General features: G+C 37.5%; 17 protein-coding genes. 12 read left to right on the forward strand and 5 right to left on the reverse strand.

All coding sequences use genetic code 11. From position 1 onward, the window contains the following. The first annotated feature begins 187 nt into the window (after positions 1 to 187). The gene (locus tag DXXMK7_RS07315) at positions 188 to 679 is read left to right on the forward strand and encodes an NUDIX hydrolase (RefSeq protein ID WP_157847139.1); all 492 of its coding nucleotides are present in this window, start codon (positions 188 to 190) and stop codon (positions 677 to 679) included. 85 nt (positions 680 to 764) lie between these two features. Here DXXMK7_RS07315 and DXXMK7_RS07320 read toward each other — a convergent pair whose 3' ends face one another. After that, complete coding sequence (locus DXXMK7_RS07320; RefSeq protein ID WP_023302096.1) at positions 765 to 1,142, reverse strand: hypothetical protein; 378 nt, start codon at positions 1,140 to 1,142, stop codon at positions 765 to 767. A 635-nt stretch (positions 1,143 to 1,777) separates the two neighbouring features. Between DXXMK7_RS07320 and DXXMK7_RS07325 the strand changes: the two genes are divergently transcribed. The 6 genes from DXXMK7_RS07325 to DXXMK7_RS21775 all read left to right on the forward strand — a co-directional run bounded on the left by DXXMK7_RS07325 (position 1,778) and on the right by DXXMK7_RS21775 (position 5,622). Next, a complete protein-coding gene (locus DXXMK7_RS07325) occupies positions 1,778 to 2,329 on the forward strand; it encodes a membrane lipoprotein lipid attachment site-containing protein (RefSeq protein WP_038920882.1) in 552 nt (183 codons plus the stop codon). A gap of 9 nt (positions 2,330 to 2,338) precedes the next feature. Continuing rightward, positions 2,339 to 2,614: a hypothetical protein gene (locus tag DXXMK7_RS07330; RefSeq protein ID WP_038918503.1), complete on the forward strand. Its 276-nt coding sequence runs from the start codon at positions 2,339 to 2,341 to the stop codon at positions 2,612 to 2,614. A 458-nt stretch (positions 2,615 to 3,072) separates the two neighbouring features. Further along, on the forward strand, positions 3,073 to 3,288 hold the full coding sequence (locus DXXMK7_RS07335) for a hypothetical protein (protein ID WP_008499885.1): 216 nt from the start codon (positions 3,073 to 3,075) through the stop codon (positions 3,286 to 3,288). A gap of 90 nt (positions 3,289 to 3,378) precedes the next feature. Next, positions 3,379 to 3,660, forward strand: coding sequence for a helix-turn-helix domain-containing protein (locus DXXMK7_RS21770; protein ID WP_008499884.1), 282 nt, complete (start codon positions 3,379 to 3,381; stop codon positions 3,658 to 3,660). Continuing rightward, complete coding sequence (locus DXXMK7_RS07340; RefSeq protein ID WP_038918504.1) at positions 3,653 to 4,753, forward strand: reverse transcriptase family protein; 1,101 nt, start codon at positions 3,653 to 3,655, stop codon at positions 4,751 to 4,753. Before DXXMK7_RS21770 ends, DXXMK7_RS07340 begins: the two co-directional genes overlap by 8 nt. A 218-nt stretch (positions 4,754 to 4,971) precedes the next feature. Beyond that, the gene (locus DXXMK7_RS21775) at positions 4,972 to 5,622 is read left to right on the forward strand and encodes a hypothetical protein (RefSeq protein ID WP_071605187.1); all 651 of its coding nucleotides are present in this window, start codon (positions 4,972 to 4,974) and stop codon (positions 5,620 to 5,622) included. Positions 5,623 to 5,699: 77 nt separating this feature from the next. Here the strand turns inward: DXXMK7_RS21775 and mobQ are convergent, their stop codons facing one another. After that, a complete protein-coding gene (gene mobQ, locus DXXMK7_RS07345) occupies positions 5,700 to 7,100 on the reverse strand; it encodes a MobQ family relaxase (protein ID WP_038918505.1) in 1,401 nt (466 codons plus the stop codon). Positions 7,101 to 7,829: 729 nt separating this feature from the next. On the opposite strand from mobQ, the gene DXXMK7_RS21780 reads away from it, so the two are divergent. From DXXMK7_RS21780 to DXXMK7_RS07355, 3 genes are all read left to right on the forward strand, one after another. Beyond that, entirely contained in the window at positions 7,830 to 8,114 is a 285-nt protein-coding gene (locus DXXMK7_RS21780) for a DUF3892 domain-containing protein (RefSeq protein ID WP_032667201.1), read from the forward strand. 201 nt (positions 8,115 to 8,315) lie between these two features. Then, positions 8,316 to 8,567: a hypothetical protein gene (locus tag DXXMK7_RS07350; RefSeq protein WP_038918506.1), complete on the forward strand. Its 252-nt coding sequence runs from the start codon at positions 8,316 to 8,318 to the stop codon at positions 8,565 to 8,567. Next, complete coding sequence (locus DXXMK7_RS07355) at positions 8,564 to 8,917, forward strand: conjugal transfer protein TraD (RefSeq protein ID WP_038918507.1); 354 nt, start codon at positions 8,564 to 8,566, stop codon at positions 8,915 to 8,917. Before DXXMK7_RS07350 ends, DXXMK7_RS07355 begins: the two co-directional genes overlap by 4 nt. A gap of 128 nt (positions 8,918 to 9,045) precedes the next feature. On the opposite strand, the gene DXXMK7_RS07360 is transcribed toward DXXMK7_RS07355, so the two are convergent. Beyond that, positions 9,046 to 9,444, reverse strand: a complete 399-nt coding sequence (locus DXXMK7_RS07360; protein WP_038918508.1) for an H-NS family nucleoid-associated regulatory protein — start codon at positions 9,442 to 9,444, stop codon at positions 9,046 to 9,048. Positions 9,445 to 9,626: 182 nt separating this feature from the next. On the opposite strand from DXXMK7_RS07360, the gene pilV reads away from it, so the two are divergent. Both pilV and DXXMK7_RS21790 read left to right on the forward strand, forming a co-directional pair. Next, positions 9,627 to 11,237, forward strand: a complete 1,611-nt coding sequence (pilV, locus tag DXXMK7_RS21785; RefSeq protein WP_084682748.1) for a shufflon system plasmid conjugative transfer pilus tip adhesin PilV — start codon at positions 9,627 to 9,629, stop codon at positions 11,235 to 11,237. A gap of 235 nt (positions 11,238 to 11,472) precedes the next feature. Continuing rightward, positions 11,473 to 12,042, forward strand: a complete 570-nt coding sequence (locus DXXMK7_RS21790; protein ID WP_071605188.1) for a type 4 pilus major pilin — start codon at positions 11,473 to 11,475, stop codon at positions 12,040 to 12,042. A 72-nt stretch (positions 12,043 to 12,114) separates the two neighbouring features. On the opposite strand, the gene DXXMK7_RS07365 is transcribed toward DXXMK7_RS21790, so the two are convergent. Both DXXMK7_RS07365 and DXXMK7_RS07370 read right to left on the reverse strand, forming a co-directional pair. After that, positions 12,115 to 15,027 carry a type III restriction-modification system endonuclease gene (locus DXXMK7_RS07365; RefSeq protein ID WP_038918509.1) on the reverse strand — a complete coding sequence of 971 codons (2,913 nt, stop codon included), beginning with the start codon at positions 15,025 to 15,027 and terminating at the stop codon, positions 12,115 to 12,117. Between the two features lie 2 nt (positions 15,028 to 15,029). Then, entirely contained in the window at positions 15,030 to 16,970 is a 1,941-nt protein-coding gene (locus DXXMK7_RS07370; protein ID WP_038918511.1) for a site-specific DNA-methyltransferase, read from the reverse strand. Positions 16,971 to 16,978 lie beyond the last annotated feature (8 nt).

Consider the following 16,978-nt stretch of genomic DNA (forward strand, 5'->3'; position numbering starts at 1 on the left):
TCTGACCAATGGCTATGTGGTAATGTTCAGGAGCGGTGAGTTCGAGCATGAGATAGAGGGCGATCTCTATGAGGCGTTATCTCAACCTGTTGATAGGCTTAAGATCGCTGTTGTGTTGTGTGAGAATGGATAAATAGATAATATCGTATTCAATTTTGGGATGTTAGTTGATATTTTTAAGAGACATATGATGGATATCAGAAACTCAGCTCGTGCTTTACTTATTGATACTAATTATAAGGTTCTGTTATTTAAATTCAGATTTAAAAATATAAAGGATAATCTCGATTCTAGTGTTAATGAATTCTGGATCACTCCCGGCGGTGGATTGGAAGCTAATGAAAATTTTGAACAAGCTTTAAAACGTGAGCTAGTAGAGGAAACAGGTTTAATTATTAAGGACAAACCAATATGGGTTTGGTCAAGAAATGTTATTTTTAAACGTAATGGTGATGAATTTATTAGCCATGAACAGTACTATATCATCTATGCTAATACTTGTGATATAGGTGAGATTGACCTCACTGATAATGAAAAAAACAACATTTTAGACAAACGGTGGTGGAGTCTTGAGGAAATGAAATTCTCTAATGAGAATTTTAGACCCATAAATATCAATAAGGAACTTGAAAGAATAATTTTAAATGGCATTCCTAATCACCCGATAACCATCGATTGAGATGATATTAAAGGGAAGTAAAGAGCCGAATGTGTGATGTTCATAAGAAAATTAAAGTTTAACATTGGCTCTTTAAATATAATAATTAGTCCAACAGTCCCTTCGAAACCTTACTCGTCGTTTGACTGAAATTATATCGCTCAACAACATTCCCTTTGAACCAGATCTCAAGGGAGTTCATATGCGCCGTGTTGCTGTTCTTAAGTAGGGCCAGACCGGGAATGTAGTTTGAAATCTGAGTCTCGCCCGACATGCTGGAATAAGACCACATTTCCTGACCATCATTAGTACCTCGCGTCTGAGGCTCACCGAATGCATTAATAACATCTTGCTGGGTAGTTTTCCCTTTAATGATTTTGGCTTTTACGGTTTGTTGGGATTCGTCTTTAAGGGATTTGTTGCCGTAGGTGGTGCAAGCGGTAAGAGGCAGGATCACCAGAGCAGCGATAAATAGTTTTTTCATGTTAACTCCATATAAACAGTAAACGTAAAAATAGGCGTGAAAAAGCCGGGACCAGCGTTGTGTTCAGGCTGTCCATCGAAATAGGTCATGTAAATTAGTGGTGAAGAAAGTCGCTTATCAAAAGCCAGTGAGTCTTTTATCTAATCAGCTCACGGCATTCTTCATGGTTGTTTTCCCTGATGTTGCATTAATAAAGGTCCAGAAAGGGCCATAGGGCAGTGCTGGCTGTTGGTCATAGGGTTTGACCTTCTATCCCTACAAACCAGCGCATAAACGCTCCAGTGATCCTTTCGTTTACTTTATCCAGTAACGATTCATCTAGCAAGAAAATGATCGGTATTGCAGATCGATAACCTAGTATTGATAGTCTTGGTCGATTAATAATACCTTATCGATCGGTGTTTTAATTGATTTAATCGATCGAATAACAAGATATGATAGTTAGTATCTATCGTTGTTTTGATTTTGATCGTTACAAACGATATGACGGCCCATTAAAATAATTGAATCCTATCAATTGGTTAATCAGGTGGTTTTGCTGCGTTATGCCAGTAACAACAAGCTCTAGCGCCTACAGGTGCGCAGCAGGCTACCTCTACATAACAGCATTTTTGATTATCGGGATGGATAGGAAGATGAAGAAGATTTTACTCGTTACTTGCACAGCTCTTGCTTTGGCGGGATGCGGTGAAAAAGGCGATTTTGAGAAAGCAATCAACGCGAAACTATCACAATCAAAGCTGTGTTACGCCCTGCAGGACAACGACATTGTATTCAACAAAGGTTTTCCGGTTAAGGTTAATCGCGGCTACCGTTCTGCCGGATACAGTGCCAGTGATGAAATCCTTAGAGGACTTGTTGAACAAGGGCTGCTCACTGTTTCACAACAGGCAAATGGCTTTAGCAGTGTTGATGTTCTGGAAGTCACGGACGAGGGCCAAGAGGTTGAGTTTTGGGACCGTGAGAAAGGTGCCTGTGTTGGTCATCGGGAAGTTTCTGAGATAAAGGAATGGACCGAACCGGGAAACGGTGATCAGAAAGTTGTTCGCGTGTCATATACATGGAGGTTGGCGGATGTTCCTTCATGGGTGGACAAGAAAGCGTTCTCCAGCGTCAAGGGTATGGATGAACCTGAAGAAGGCATGATTAACATTGTTAAAACCAGCAATGGCTGGAAAGCGATTTAAGGGGCTATCATGGAAAACAATACAATTCAGTGTCCTTTTTGCTTGAAAGAGAGCCAGCGCGGTGTGCATGTCTGCACCGGCTGCATGGCGACTGTTTTATATGGGGCCTACCCCGGCTGGTATGCTGCTGTGGTTATCTTACTTACATTCGGCCTGTCAATCCTGATCGGAATGTCTACAGGAATTGCGGGGGCTACTATCAGCCTACCGATAATTGCAGTCGTTGGGTTTGTAGCAGGTAAGGTAATTTTCTCTGATAATGTTGTATTCAGGAGGAGGATGTAAAACCCCCTTACTGTAAATGCAAAGAAACCATGTCTGCGGATCTAGATGTGGTTTTTTATTGCATAATAAGTCAATTTATATTCCAAAATGATATATGCAATATGTTGCCTGTCAGGCAACACTTGGCTATTATCAAATCATGGACGAACGAACTCGTTTGTCTTTGCTCTTTAAAAACCTCTAGGATCGGTAAAGGACTGAGTGAAATTTTCAGTCAACCATTTCTCCAATACGAGACGTGGCCCATGTCCCTCTTCATTGTGATCGTAACTTTATGCGAAATGCATGTTGCAATCGTATATCTACGATACGGCATTGTTTAATGCTGAAATGGCGGGGTATCCAATCAGTTGTGTTGGATGGGTGTTGGCTGGCTTTGTCTACGGTGTGCAACACGATCCACAGGACATTTTGGCGGGGATGCAAGTTGCATCGTGTTGTTAAAATGAGAGGTTTTTATGAAAGATGTTTTAGACACTTTGCGCCGAGTGCGTGAGAAGAGCAAACACACTGTAGACAATAGCTCTTTGAAAGAACTGGATGATGCAATACAAGCCCTTGAAGAGAGAATCAGGGAAAATTCAAAAGGCTGGTCTGCCTTAGATTATCTTCCCTATGTTGCTAGGATCTTGGCTGTAGTTAAGTTTCTACACGGTGATTCTGATATTCATTGATTTCTACCTACTAAGGAGATTTGTTATGTATCCATCTTCATTTTTTGAACGAGCAGCCAGCCATGTCAATCCCATTATCTGAGGTACATTATGTTAGATATTGGTTCAACCATTAAACTATGCCGTGAAGCACGTAAGCTCACACTACAAGAACTATCAGATAGAACGGATTTAACTAAATCATATTTATCTCGTATAGAAAACAATCAAAGAGATCCTACTATTACAGCGTTAGAAAAAATATCGTTAGCGCTACATATTCCACTAAATATCATTATCCTTCTTTCTGAAAGTGAAGAGGCAAATGATGAGTTTTCTGATATCAATAATATGCTCAAAAAAACTATAATGGATACATTAGTTAATGCATAAAAATTGGAGTTATTCAAACAGGCCACTTGCTAATATAGAGTCTCTATTCAAAATGCTAGAAACAAACGAAGAGAGGCTCGCTTATGTTTTAAAAAACAAAAAGAGTTATTTCAAAACGGTACCAGTAATAAGGAAAGGAAAAAAAAGAACGACGTATAAAGTAGTTGGTGAGTTATTAAGAATACATGAGATTATTAAACGGCGTGTTTTTTCGAAGATATCACTCCCGGAGTATATTACCGGAGGCAGGAAAGGAGTCAGCTATTTAGATGATTGTATATCCCATTGTAATAAGTCAATTATCATTCAAGAAGATATAAAGGATTTCTTTCCTTCTATAAAAGAAGAACTAATAGCTAAAGCATTTCAATATTACATGAACTTCTCTCCTGAAGTTTCATCATTAATAGCCAAACTATCAACACTTGAAGGTTCACTTGTTCAAGGAACTAAGTTAAGTACTGACATCGCCAACCTGATATTTTTAGAAGAAGAGACTCTTATAAGTGCTGAAGTCGGAAAATTAGGTGGAAACTACACGAGATATGTCGATGATATAACTATTAGCTTCGAATCAGAAGTTAATAATGAAGATATTTCAAAAATAAAGGCAATGATTTTGTCAATGGCGCTCAAAAGTGGGGTTAGATTAAATAGACAGAAATCAAAAATTTTAAGGGATGGTCATTCCAAAATCGTACATGGTGTAAAAGTAATCAAAGAGCTTAGGCCAACACAAAAAAGAAAAGATAGTATAAGAATGTATCTTTTCAATTTGAAGAAAAAAGTAATTGAAAAAGAAAATATTATGGATATTCTTGCATTGTATTTTAAAATTAGAGGATTAATAAATACATTAAAGCAGCAAGGCGATAAAAATCATGCAGAGTATATAAAACAAGCTAATCAGCTAGTTGCTGTTGTTGATAAAAAGGATGCAATAAAATCAATCAGAGAGATGAGAAAAGTTAAGGATATCAGGAAATTAAGAGCGTTATATTCAAAGTTAAAACCATTAGGTAATTCATCTAAAAGTATATCTACCATTTTGGATGTTGAATATAAAACCTGCAAATGTAAGCTAAATAGCTAACTGATCGATAAATTATGGGTGAATTAGCTTATTTATTGACACAATAATTGTATGGTCTCAATCGTGGTGAATTACAAAATTTGCTCATTTTAAATAATTTATGGGCGAAGTATAGAACCAGTCCACTTAATAAAAGATGTGGTTTTTATCTACAAGTTTATCATGTTCAATGCTAGTGGTGTCGTGTTTCATTAACTGGAGTTTTTATAGTGAATAAAATGAATGATAGACTTAATCAGCTATACATCAAAAACATTAATATTCTTAATGAGTACAGTAAAAAGCATTCAGATAAAAATCTACATGGACCACTTCTTTTAAATATCAGTAATTATTCATCTCAGAAATTAAAGCTAATGGTTGTGGGGCAGGAGACGTTTGGCTGGAATAAATCTCCCTCTATAGCAGCTCAAAGAGCTACGTATCAAGAATTTAATTTTGGATCATCATATTATAGTAGTGCTTTTTGGAATGTAATTAGGAAAGTGGAAAGATCACTAAGTATTGAGCCATATGCTATTGCGTGGTCAAATCTTAATAGATTTGATGTTGATTGCGGCTCACCAGATCGGACGGAACTTGCACAGGATATTGCTTCGCTAGACTATCTAGTTAAAGAAGAAATTAGTATTCTTAAGCCCGATATATGTATATTTTTTACAAATCACAAGTATGATAAAAGACTGAAAGGTTTATACCAAGATCTAGTTTTCAATAATATTGATAGATTGCCAAAGAAACATTTTTCAAGATTACATCATCCAGATCTTCCGAAGTATACGCTTAGAGCGCCGCACCCTAGAACAATCAGAACGCAGCGATGGGAAGATGATTTTATTATGGCTGTTTCACAATTTAAAAATGGTTGAGTAGCAATTTATTATTTTAATAACACATGCCATGAAAAAAGGAGATATTGGATGTAATTATTATCTCTTTTTTCTTGTTATCTATGATTTGGCGGTTTTAAACGCGGTATATATTTTCTTTTGCTTTCAGACTTTATGGGAGTAATTAGATCTAGACTAATATTATTTTCTGTCTGATCGAGTTTAGGACGACTTGGAAAACGCCTGACCTCATCAGGTGTTGGTTTATAGTCATCCTTGTTAAATCTGGCACGTCTTTCATACTCAGCGCGTGGCACATAGATGCCCTGAACCTCATCAAAGACATAGTTTTCAGCGATACGTTTATCATGTTCAGCATCCACTGAAACAGGGGACGGTTTCTTTCTGGCCCAGACGAATTTATCTTTTATATATCCGACTACCAACAGTGTGAAACGTTTGAAAATCCCATCCTGACGTGGTTCAACATTCTTCCTCTTAGCTTTAACAGGAGCGCGTTTAATCGCTCTTGTTGTTAAAGAGGATGGGTTTTTCAGTGTAGTGCGTGTATGAGGTGCAGGGGCAACCAGAACAGGTTTTTGCGAGTCTGAAGATGAAGCTCTCCCGGTATTATCCGGGATAACAATTTCTTCAGGTTCAGCCAGTGCATGAACCCTAAAGCTGGCAACATCAACCACGATGTCTAATGGTAGATCTTTAAAGGTAAAGTAGGCTTCGTCAGCTTCTTTTTTCAGCTCATCACGTATCGCTTGCTCTGCAGCACGTTGTTCCTGAGCGGCAACAGTGCCCCAGCGGTCACGAGGAATATGAAGTATTGGATCGCGGTTTGTTTCAATAGCTTTAGCCAGCCAGATTGCTTTCTCTTCGTTTGTAGCAGCAGCCGTAGCCTGTTCAAGGGCTTCCTCATACTGAACCCTGATAGAACGGTGATCGATGTGTTCATCATGACCATACAGGTCAAGGAACCCATTACAGATGTCCTGCCAGCCTTTACGCCAGCTATCAAGGGTTTCAGGCTTGTCCCACTCACGGACCTTTTTACCAAAGCCGGTAGAAAGAACCTCACGGGTGGTTCCCATTATATGGATATGCGGGTTATGACCATTAATATCGTGAATAACAACATCGGCAATGATGCCTTGCTTGGTAAAGTGCTCAAGAACAAAAGCTGCAGTGAGTTCAATGTTCTGCTCTGGTGTTAGCTCAGCGGGGAGGGCAATCTTAAACTCTTTGGCAAGGCGGGCATCTTTTCTCTTCTCTGAGGCTTCGACAGCATTCCAGAGTGTTTCACTGTCAACAATCAGGGCAGGAGGGGTATGTTCAGGTGCAAAAATCTGCGCAAAGGCAAGGTCCTTTTTATGTGCTGTTTTGCGACCACAAACTTCACCCGTTCTGTTATCGAAGAAAACTTTACGGTGACGATATGCAGCAGAGTTAACCGAAGACTGACCTTCGCCTCTGCTGATGTTCTCCATTTTAAAACTGTATATCGCCATCCAAGTATTCCTCAATGCCAAATGCTGCTTTTCGTTTTACGTAAGGAAAACGCCGGGGTTGACGTTGACCTTGATTTTGTTTCCGAAGGAAACGGTTTTAGCCTGCGGCAGGCAACCGTCGGTAGACCCCACGGCATTAGAGCGAAGCGATAATGCGTAAGTGGGCATTGCTTTATTTTTTATCGCCATAAATGGCTCAAAAATAACGGCAATGTATAAGGCTTTCCTTTATTAATTAATACTAAATATATGAATGGCTGTAAAACAAACCGCCGAATTAAGCGGCGCAATCTGGATGAAAGGGCGAAGTGTTCCACGATATTACATAAATGGGGTTTTGATAGCGTCCGAAGGACAAAAAGAGTGTTAATTTATCCCGCCGTAAGGCGGGAAAAACTAAAACATAAATAAAATAGTTAAATTTAGAGATGACTTCTCCGTTATATAATTAACAGGTGAGGTTTAAAAACTAGGGTGAAAAACCGAAAGGTGAAATGAAAATCATATATAAACAAAAATAAGTAACGCGGAGAGTATCAGATATTTTAAGTTAGTAGTTGCTATCACTTGTGTTGCATAAATTACAAAGTGCGCGATTCAGGTTCTTGTTGACTGGAAATCGTGAGGATATGGCCTAAACTCAGTCTGCATCATTTCTTAAAGCAGTTTGATGCATTGGGAATGATGATCAGTTTATTAATTACATACAGCAATTATAATGAGGATAAAATGTCCGAACATCAAGTGTTATGTATCAATAAAAGCAATCGCCAGAGTGCTCATGAAAGGATAACTCATATTGGCGGTAAGAATGCTGATGGCACCAGATGGAAGCTCACACAGCAAGAGGCTATAAGCGGAATAGAATCTGGGAAATGGAGATTTTATGTTAATGCAGGAGGACATTCAGTGTGGGTGATTGTTGCTGTTAGCGCTTCTGGTAACAAATACTTAAAAACACAAAATGATGGCGAACAGCCTAATAACCTTTTGAGTCTTCCTGAGTGCGCATAAGTGTTAAAGAAAGGGCCAATAGGCCCTTTCCTACTATTTACTGCGCTTACCATGATCACTTCTGAATGTAGTTAGTTATAGAGATAATTTTAAAGTCCATTAAAAGACTTGAAGATATATAATAAAATAATTTTTGTATACTATTGATTAATTTATTAATTATGCTAATTGGTGTTAAGGAAATAAAGACAAGGAGGTTTTATGTATAAAAATAACGATGAAGCCATCGATCTTGAAGCAAAACGATTACTTGATAATGGAATCTATACCGATCTGGAAAAAGCGTATAGTGAAGCAGAAAAGATAATCACAGAAATAAGAGTTGAGTTTAAAAAGAAACAGGAAAAGAAACAGTTCCGTTCCCGGATTAAATCAATCAAACGAGCACTTTCAGATGATGAATTCAGAAGTAACATTCCTTACAATCATAGATATCAGTGGAGAAAAGAATGAATGATGATGAAATAAAAAATACCTATCTAACTGGCAATGTTTTTCAGAGTGATAGAAGCAGGCCGGAAATTAAGAAAACACTTGAGCAGAAAATTGCTGGAGCACAAAATAAATTAAATTACCTTAAAGCAAAAGAAAAAAGAGACAGTAAAAAAGAAAACACACGACAAAAAATAATTCTTGGTGCAGAGGTTGCCAAGGTTCTAAACTGTGATATAAGTGAGGTAGATAAGCAATTACTCTTTGGTTTGTTGTTAGAAGTTCCATCGTTACATACACACGATATCGAACGGTATAAAGTTAATGGACAAATCTACATTGAAAGAGTTCTCAAGAAATTCAGACCATAAAATCATTTCACGTCCGAACAGCTCTTCGGCTTAAAACTTGTTTTAGGCTGGGGAGCTGTTGAGCAAGCCCCAGAGGGCGCGGTAGCCAATTTTTACCACCATCCTTGGCAGCAAATTAAAACTCTTAATCAAATGGCAAAATCTTCCAGAACCTTACCGCTTTCCAGTGCAGCTGCAATCACTTTTGGTGTACGTCCCTGACCCGTCCACGTTTTCTCATCGCCATTTTCGTCGATGTATTTGTACTTTGCAGGACGAGGAGCACGGACAGCAGCAGGACGTGATGATTTAACATTACCCAGCAGCTCAGACGGGTCAATGCCATCTTCAAGCAGTTGCGCACGCAGGGCTTCGATTTTGCCCTGACGTTCAGCATTTTGTTGCTTTGCGATTGTTTCCTCTTGGCGTCTGTCTTCGACAATAGAAGTTAATTTCTCCAGCATCTCTTCAAGTGTAGCCAGATCTGTTTCTCGTGCCTGAGCGCGAAGGGTACGGATGTTATTAAGTGTTTTAATAGCGTCTGTCATTCTCTTTTATCCTGAATGTATAAAATCATTGTAATGATACCACAAACCGGATAGAGAGAGATAAAATCGGCTCATTTGAAATTTTGTTATTAATCTTTTCATTGGTTATATATTCATCGGTCTTGACCTCCTGTTTATTTTTGATAATTAATTAATACGTGAAATAAAAAAGGACGATGAAAATGAAAAAACAAAATAAGAAAGGGTTCTCCCTGTTAGAACTCGTATTGGTGCTGGGTGTGGGTAGCATGATGGCATTTATGCGTTTTCAGGATATGAAAAATGAACAGGAAACGATTATAGCTAATGCTGTTGGTCAGCAAATTAAACAGGTCGGGGAGGCGGTTAATGGTTATATTAATATCCGATATGATAAACTTTCCACTCTGACTTCAAGCAGCAGTCAGTCAAGCGATCCGGGTCCCCGTATCTGTAATGCTTCTGGCTGCGAAATTACATACCAGACACTGGTTAATGAAGGGTTATTACCTGCGTCATACACCGGTATTAATGCACAAAAATCTTCATATAAAATTATATTAAAACGTTCAGGAATATCACCTAACTATGTAGTTAATGGTCTTATTACAACGACTTTGCCTTGGATGGAAGGGGATAAGTATCGTTACGATTTATTGGGTCGAGCGATGCAAGCGGCAGGTATTGATAGTGGTATGACGCAATCAGCAACGTTAGCATCAGGTTTGCAGGGTGCATGGAAAGAAACATCTACAGATTACAGTAATATCACAAGTGCTGGATTGATGGCCTATCGTGTAGGATATGATTCCACCATGTATTCTATTTATCTTCGTCGTGATGGCACATTGCCGATGACGGGGGATCTTAATATGGGAGGTAAAAGCATCAAGAATGTCCAAGATATAACTGCTGCGGGAACTGCGACTGCTAATGTTCTGAATTCTACAGGAGATACAGTTGTCGGTGCACATATCCGTGTTGGCGGTAGTGCTCAGGTCAATGGTTCAATAAATGCTAATAACACTGTTTCAGCCCAAAATATCCAATCAAGAGGTGAGACATATACGCAGAACTGGTTCAGAACATTAAATGACGGAGGTATATATTTTCAGAAATATGGTGGAGGATGGTATATGAAAGATGCGAATACCATCACTGCGTATAATGGTAAAAATGTTCAAACAACCGGAGGGATTCTGAGTGGATATGTGAAGGTAAGTGGAAATATAGAAGCTACCGGAAATATTCATTCAGATAAAACTATCGACGCAAACTATTTTTTACCTAACTCGACTGAGGTTGTAGGAACAGCCTGTCCTACCCAAGGATTAATCAGTAAGGAATCCACAGGGGCTATTATTTCCTGTCAGGATGGGATTTGGCGAAGAATAAATTATGCAGCAGATGCTCCAAAACCGCTAAAAATAATTTTATCTTGTCATGCAGGAAACAACTCCAGCAATAGTTGTAGGAAAGACGTTTATACTGATTTGACTTTCTGGCGAGATGGTATTACACGCTCTGAAATAAAATTAGTTAGCGAAAGGATAACCCGTTGGTGGGGAGATGGATGTGGGAGCTGCTACCCCGGAAGTTTCACATATTCAAATGGAGTGATCCAGATGTCGGTAAATCAGGCATTCGTTGAACGAGAGTTCACTTTATCATGGCAATATATAAGTTTCTGGGTAGTGGTATTAATATTCAACTCGATATTTCACAAGGAAACGGAGTTTATAAAAGGATTAAAAAATAATGGCATAATCAAACAATTAAATTTGACATGCTTGAAAGTAAATTGTAACGTTTAATTACTATCAAAGAAGAATAACTCCATATTCAATCTTGTAAATCTTTGATGGTTTTTAATAAAGTCAACGAAGCTCGCTTCCAAAAAAAGACCAGAATGATCTGGTCTTTTTTTGTTTTTATCAGGTAGTCCGCTTATCGGATAAGAGTATATAAAGAATATAAAAGTCTTGTTTAATATTTTATCTGGTTTATCTCTTTTATATCTATCCAAATAACTAAGGAGATATAAAGGAAATGAAAAAAGCAGTATTAATTAAATACAAAAAAAGCAAGAAAGGATTCTCGCTCTTAGAACTTCTGTTGGTTCTTGGGATTATATCTGCATTAGTGGTTGCAGCATTTATTGTTTACCCTAAAGTACAGGCTTCACAGCGTGCGCAGGCAGAAAGTAATAATATAGCCACTATTCAGGCTGGTGTTAAATCGTTATATACTTCAGCATCAAGTTTTACTGGTCTTTCAAACACTGTGGCAGTTCAGGCTAAGATTTTCCCTGATAATATGTTGAGTGGCTCTGAGTCAGCAGTGAAGCCAATTAATGCATTTAAAGGTGATGTTATATTGGGAGCTGCAGCAACTGGTCCATCAAAAGCACCCGGTTCTTCTTTTAATATTACTTATTCTAATGTTCCTGCAGCGGAATGTACCAAAATAGTAACTGCAGCAGCAGGAAATTTCTATGAGGTTGGCGTAGGAGTCGCGGCGAATGTGAAAGCAGCAGGTGATGTGCTGGATGTGGCTAAAACTGCTACGCAGTGTTCAGCCGGTGGTAATAGTAATACTCTTATATTCACAGCTATTTAAAAAAACACAAATATCCTTTCGCATTTATATCAGTTCCCCCTCACTAATGAATGAACAGTGAGGGGAAAAGGATTAATGAATGCTACTCTTAATTAAATTAGCAATGCTATCATCAGCAAACTGCGTTTTAAACTCCACATTGACCGTTTTACTTATTTGATTGAACAGTGCCTGAGCATGTTCAATCTTACGCTTCTCTTCAAGCCGCAGGCTATCTTTTCCGTCTACGTTTTTTGTTTCAATGATAAAGTTTAGATAATCACCTTTGGTGGTTTTAACAACGTAAGCAAAGTCAGGAGAATATGTATAACCACCCGCAACCGGGATCTTAATGGAGTTCTTCGGTATCTTTGTGAAAACAGATACAGACTGGATCTCTCCATCTGTTATGTTGAGCCGTTCAAGCTCTGAGTCATAAAATACTTCTTCAAAAAGATAAGAATCCAATGGTGATTTTGTATTATCCTGCAATACACCAAGATCACTTGATAATACCTCATTTAAAGGATTACCATCTGCATTAGTCAACTTTGTAGGATGAATAGAGCTTGATATCACATTGTAGCCAAGACTGAACTTGTTAAACGAATTGTTCAACAAATACTTGCTAAAGCCAGATTTAATCTTTCTGATAGTTTGAATGTTCAGGTAGTCAGTGATATTGATAGTGTCTTTTATATCACAAAAAACCTTATGCAAGGTATCGTGTTTAGCAAACATAGTTTGTGATAAGTTATCAAGAAATTCTCGATAACTCATTGTGTTGAGTTTAGCAAAGTTATCATCATCACTAATTATGCTTTTCGACATTGCCGTATCATTATGGATATAAATTCTATCAATGCGAGTATGAACGCTTGATTTAGTAAATCTATCTTTTTCTTCGAGCATGAACGACTTGAATATTGATAAGAATTCACTCTCGCTATTAATTTTATATTCAATCACAGCTTTTTGATTGATCAAATCCCACAGTTCTTTCAGTTCACTGAACTTGCCAACACGCATTTTAGTACGTTTTTTACCATCAGTGGATTTTTTGATTTTGTTTGGTTTAACTCCGGTAGGGAATGCTGCTGGATATTTATCTTTTAAGCGAGTATAGGCACCAGAGTCTTTAAAGTTTTCATTCTCATCGATGATTTCAGCATCAAAAATTTCATTCATTAGTGTTCTGGATGAAAGTTCAGGATACTGAGATAAGATTTTATCCTTAAGCTCTTGAGTAAACTTACTTGGTATAGTTTCTTTGAAAGAGCTATCGTTAACCTCTTTGACAAGAGAATCAACAAAATCTTTTTCCGTAAAATCAACATAGTAGTTGAGTGTGAAATTGCGATCTTTCACTCGGCACATGTATTCATTCACGGGAAGACGTAAACCACGCCCTACCTCTTGAAGTTTAGATGTGGTGCTACCGCTCGAACGTAGCTTACAAATCTGGAATACGTTTGGGTTATCCCACCCCTCACGCAACGTCCACTTAGAGAAAATGAAACGGCGAGGATTTTCTAAAGATAAAAGAAGCTCTTTGTCATGAAGGATTTCGTTGATTTCCTGCTCAATTTTATCATCTTTATCACTGTTATCTTTCGAAAAATAGCCACCATGAACAGAAGATACATCCTGAATAGTTTTTTCAAGGTAGTTTCGATAAAACTCATCCTTCTCTGTTTTTATAAGTTCATTCGCTTCTGACAGAACGTATTCTTCGAACTTAGTTTTCAGGCTTCCGGCAATATCATTACCATCACGGTAGCCTTCAATATCATCAATGAAGAAAAGAGTAAGAGGCTTTATACGTGGTCTTTGTGTCAGATACTCTTTTTCTAACTTAAAGTGTTCTTTGACAGCTTTAAGCATCATGTTGTCAGCGAGCGTCTGATCGTAAGAGTAGGGGTTTATTGAACTACCAATTTTTAGTTCAATACCATTACTCAACACTGCAGTGCTTTTATTTAACGCATCGAGTGTTAAATCATGAATTGCGCTATGTGTTTTCGATAGCGATTCATCTTTTGCTAATTTGAACGTTTTTTTGTTACCATTTTCGGTAAGCTCAAAAATAGCTTCTTTACCGTCAGATTTTACGAACTTGAGGTTGGCGCTACCATCACCAACAATATCTTCAATGTAAGCATCAATGCCTTTAACAAGATCTTCATTAAATGCATCTACGGCTGTCAGGCGATAAACTAAATTTTTATAGCCTTCACTAAAGGTTGCGCCGTAACGAATAATATATTGAGCATTGAATTTCTCAATATTCTCCCATGTTTTTTTAGCTGTAGGGAACTTATGAGGTTCATCAATAATAATAAATGGTTTAACCGCACTTAGAGCAGCAAATGGTGTATCAAACTGATTATCAAGCAAACCAACATCATAAGTGTCAGTTAAAGACTTGGAGTTAATCATTCCTGAGTTGATTACAAGAACGTGTATATATTTTTTGTTGAAATTGCTGGCTTCAACAAAATCATGAATAGCTTGAGGCATATACGATTTTGTATTTTTACCAGAGTTTTTCTGACTCTCAACTACATAAGTCTTTAGTTCACGCTCGTAATCATCTCGGAAGTGTTCTTTTAAAGCATCACTTTTTAAAAAGTTAACTGTTCCAGCTTTAATTGAAAGTGTAGGAACAATAATAATAAATTTATTAATGCCAAAAGATTTGTTCAGATCAAAAATTGTTTTTGTGTAGGTATAGGTTTTACCTGTCCCTGTCTCCATAGAAACATCAATGACGTTGCTTTTTGCATCGTAATTATCTTTTAAGTGCTCAATGCCATTGAATTCCTGAACATTTTTTATGTTGTTGTAGTATTGTTGTTCAGATAGATTCAGTTCTGGATTAGCTAACAGGCGAATAGCAACATGATCCATCTGATGAGGTATGGCGGATACAAAGACATTCATCACCGAATCAACGCCAGCCTTTTGATGAGGTAAATTCTTTTCGAATGTGAATCCTTTAGACATGATTAGTTCCTTACCACCAAATCTAAATCAATAGATTTTTTATTAGCATAACTTTTTAGTGCTTCATTGAGTTCCATCTGTTTTGCACTTTCGAAGTTGCTGCCATAAAATACAACTTTATTAGGGGCAAAGTCTTTGTCTGCATCCAGCTTTTGAAGTAAAGCTTTCAGTGCTTCGCTAGTGAAATTAGGCGCAATCAGATAAAGACGACCATCGCACAAGTGCGCTTTGTAGCCATTAAGATCAATATCTTCAATTGGCGTTGTTAACAAGCTACCATCATATACACACCATGTAGTCAATAGGGTGTCATACTGTTCAGGTGTCAATACAGCATCGTCAAAGAAGCTAAGATTAGACAGCGTAAGTTCAGACTCATCTTTTGCTCGAAAATCAGTCATTAGTTGATAAACCTTAAAACCTTGATTTCCGTTATTTTTAGAAGCTCTAATTAACCGCTCTTTTGTTAAGTCAAAAATTGTTTTATAGCCATGCTTCAAAGCATCAGATTTGTCTTTTGTTGGCTCATCTAGTTGAACTGTAATAAACTGATACGATGTTTTATTTTTATGATTTAAATTAAATACTGTATGTGCTGTAGTTCCTGAACCAGCAAAGAAATCTAAAACAACACCTTCTCCATCACATGCAAAAGAGATTAAATCTTCTACTAATTTTATTGTTTTAGCATTTGTAAATGGTTGAGTCATTTCAGGAAATAACTCTTTGAGTTCATTCGTTGCTGTACGCCCATCAAGATTAATAACAGAGCTTAATTTTTGTTTATAATCTTTAGCATAAACCTTTAACTCTATAATTTTGTTTTCATCATCACCAAAGATAATTTTTTCTTCTAATAGGAGCCGATCCATTGTCTCTGATGGAAAACGATATCCCATAAGAGGTTGTTTACATGGTTTTTTAGTTTCTGGATGTAAAACATCATACCTGTACCCCTCTTTTCCGGGGTTATGTACACTCTGGCTACCAGTATAGACGCCATCTTTATCTATATATTTGTATCGGTCAAGAGGCCATAATTCAGATTTATGTTCACGATACCATTGGGTATATTTTTCCTTAAGTTCATCACCCGAATATTTTGATGTGAATTCTTCACCTATGTTGATAAGTAAATTCTTAACATCTGAAATGTTAGACTTCCACTCACTTTCAAGTTGCTCTTTGTTTTTTGCGTAAACAATAATATATTCATGCTCTACAGCTATGTTTGACGGATTATTATCAGTTGCATTTTTCCACACAATATCTCCAACATAATTTTGCTCACCAAAAATCTCATCACAAACAAGTTTTAATTGACTAAACTCATTATGATCGATAGAGATAAAAATAGTCCCATCTTCTTTCATTAGTTCACGAGCAATATAAAGACGAGGATAAATGAATGTCAGCCATGCGCTATGGCTACTTGAACCCTTGACAGTAAAATCGAGTACACGTGTAGCTTCATCACGATCGATACCCGCAAGTTCAGAAAGCTGTTCAGGTGTAAACTTGCGATCATCGTTATAGGCAAACCCATCCTTACCTGTATTGTATGGAGGATCAATGTAAATCATCTTAACCTGTTCAGCATACGCATTAACCATATGCTTCAATACTTCGAGGTTATCTCCTTTGATTAACAGATTTTTACTGCATTTGTTCTCATCGTGTTGGTTATGGTCTTTATCTTCCGTAAGTAACGTCTTCGGTGGTAGGTTAGCCAACAGCCGGGCAAAGGACTTACCCAGCCAGTTTAAGCTGTATGACTCTTTAGAGAGTTCAATATCCGACGACTTGACGATCTCAAGCAATTTCTCTTGAATGAAAGCCCCGTTTTTATCAAAACACTGCGGAAAGTTAGCCTTCAATACACCAAGCTGTTTGCTGTTCGCGGTTTCTACTTCAGAAAAAATCGTTTCTTTTTGCATATCCATTTTAAGCC

It is taken from the genome of Dickeya sp. MK7, assembly GCF_000406305.1.
Lineage (GTDB): Bacteria > Pseudomonadota > Gammaproteobacteria > Enterobacterales > Enterobacteriaceae > Dickeya > Dickeya fangzhongdai.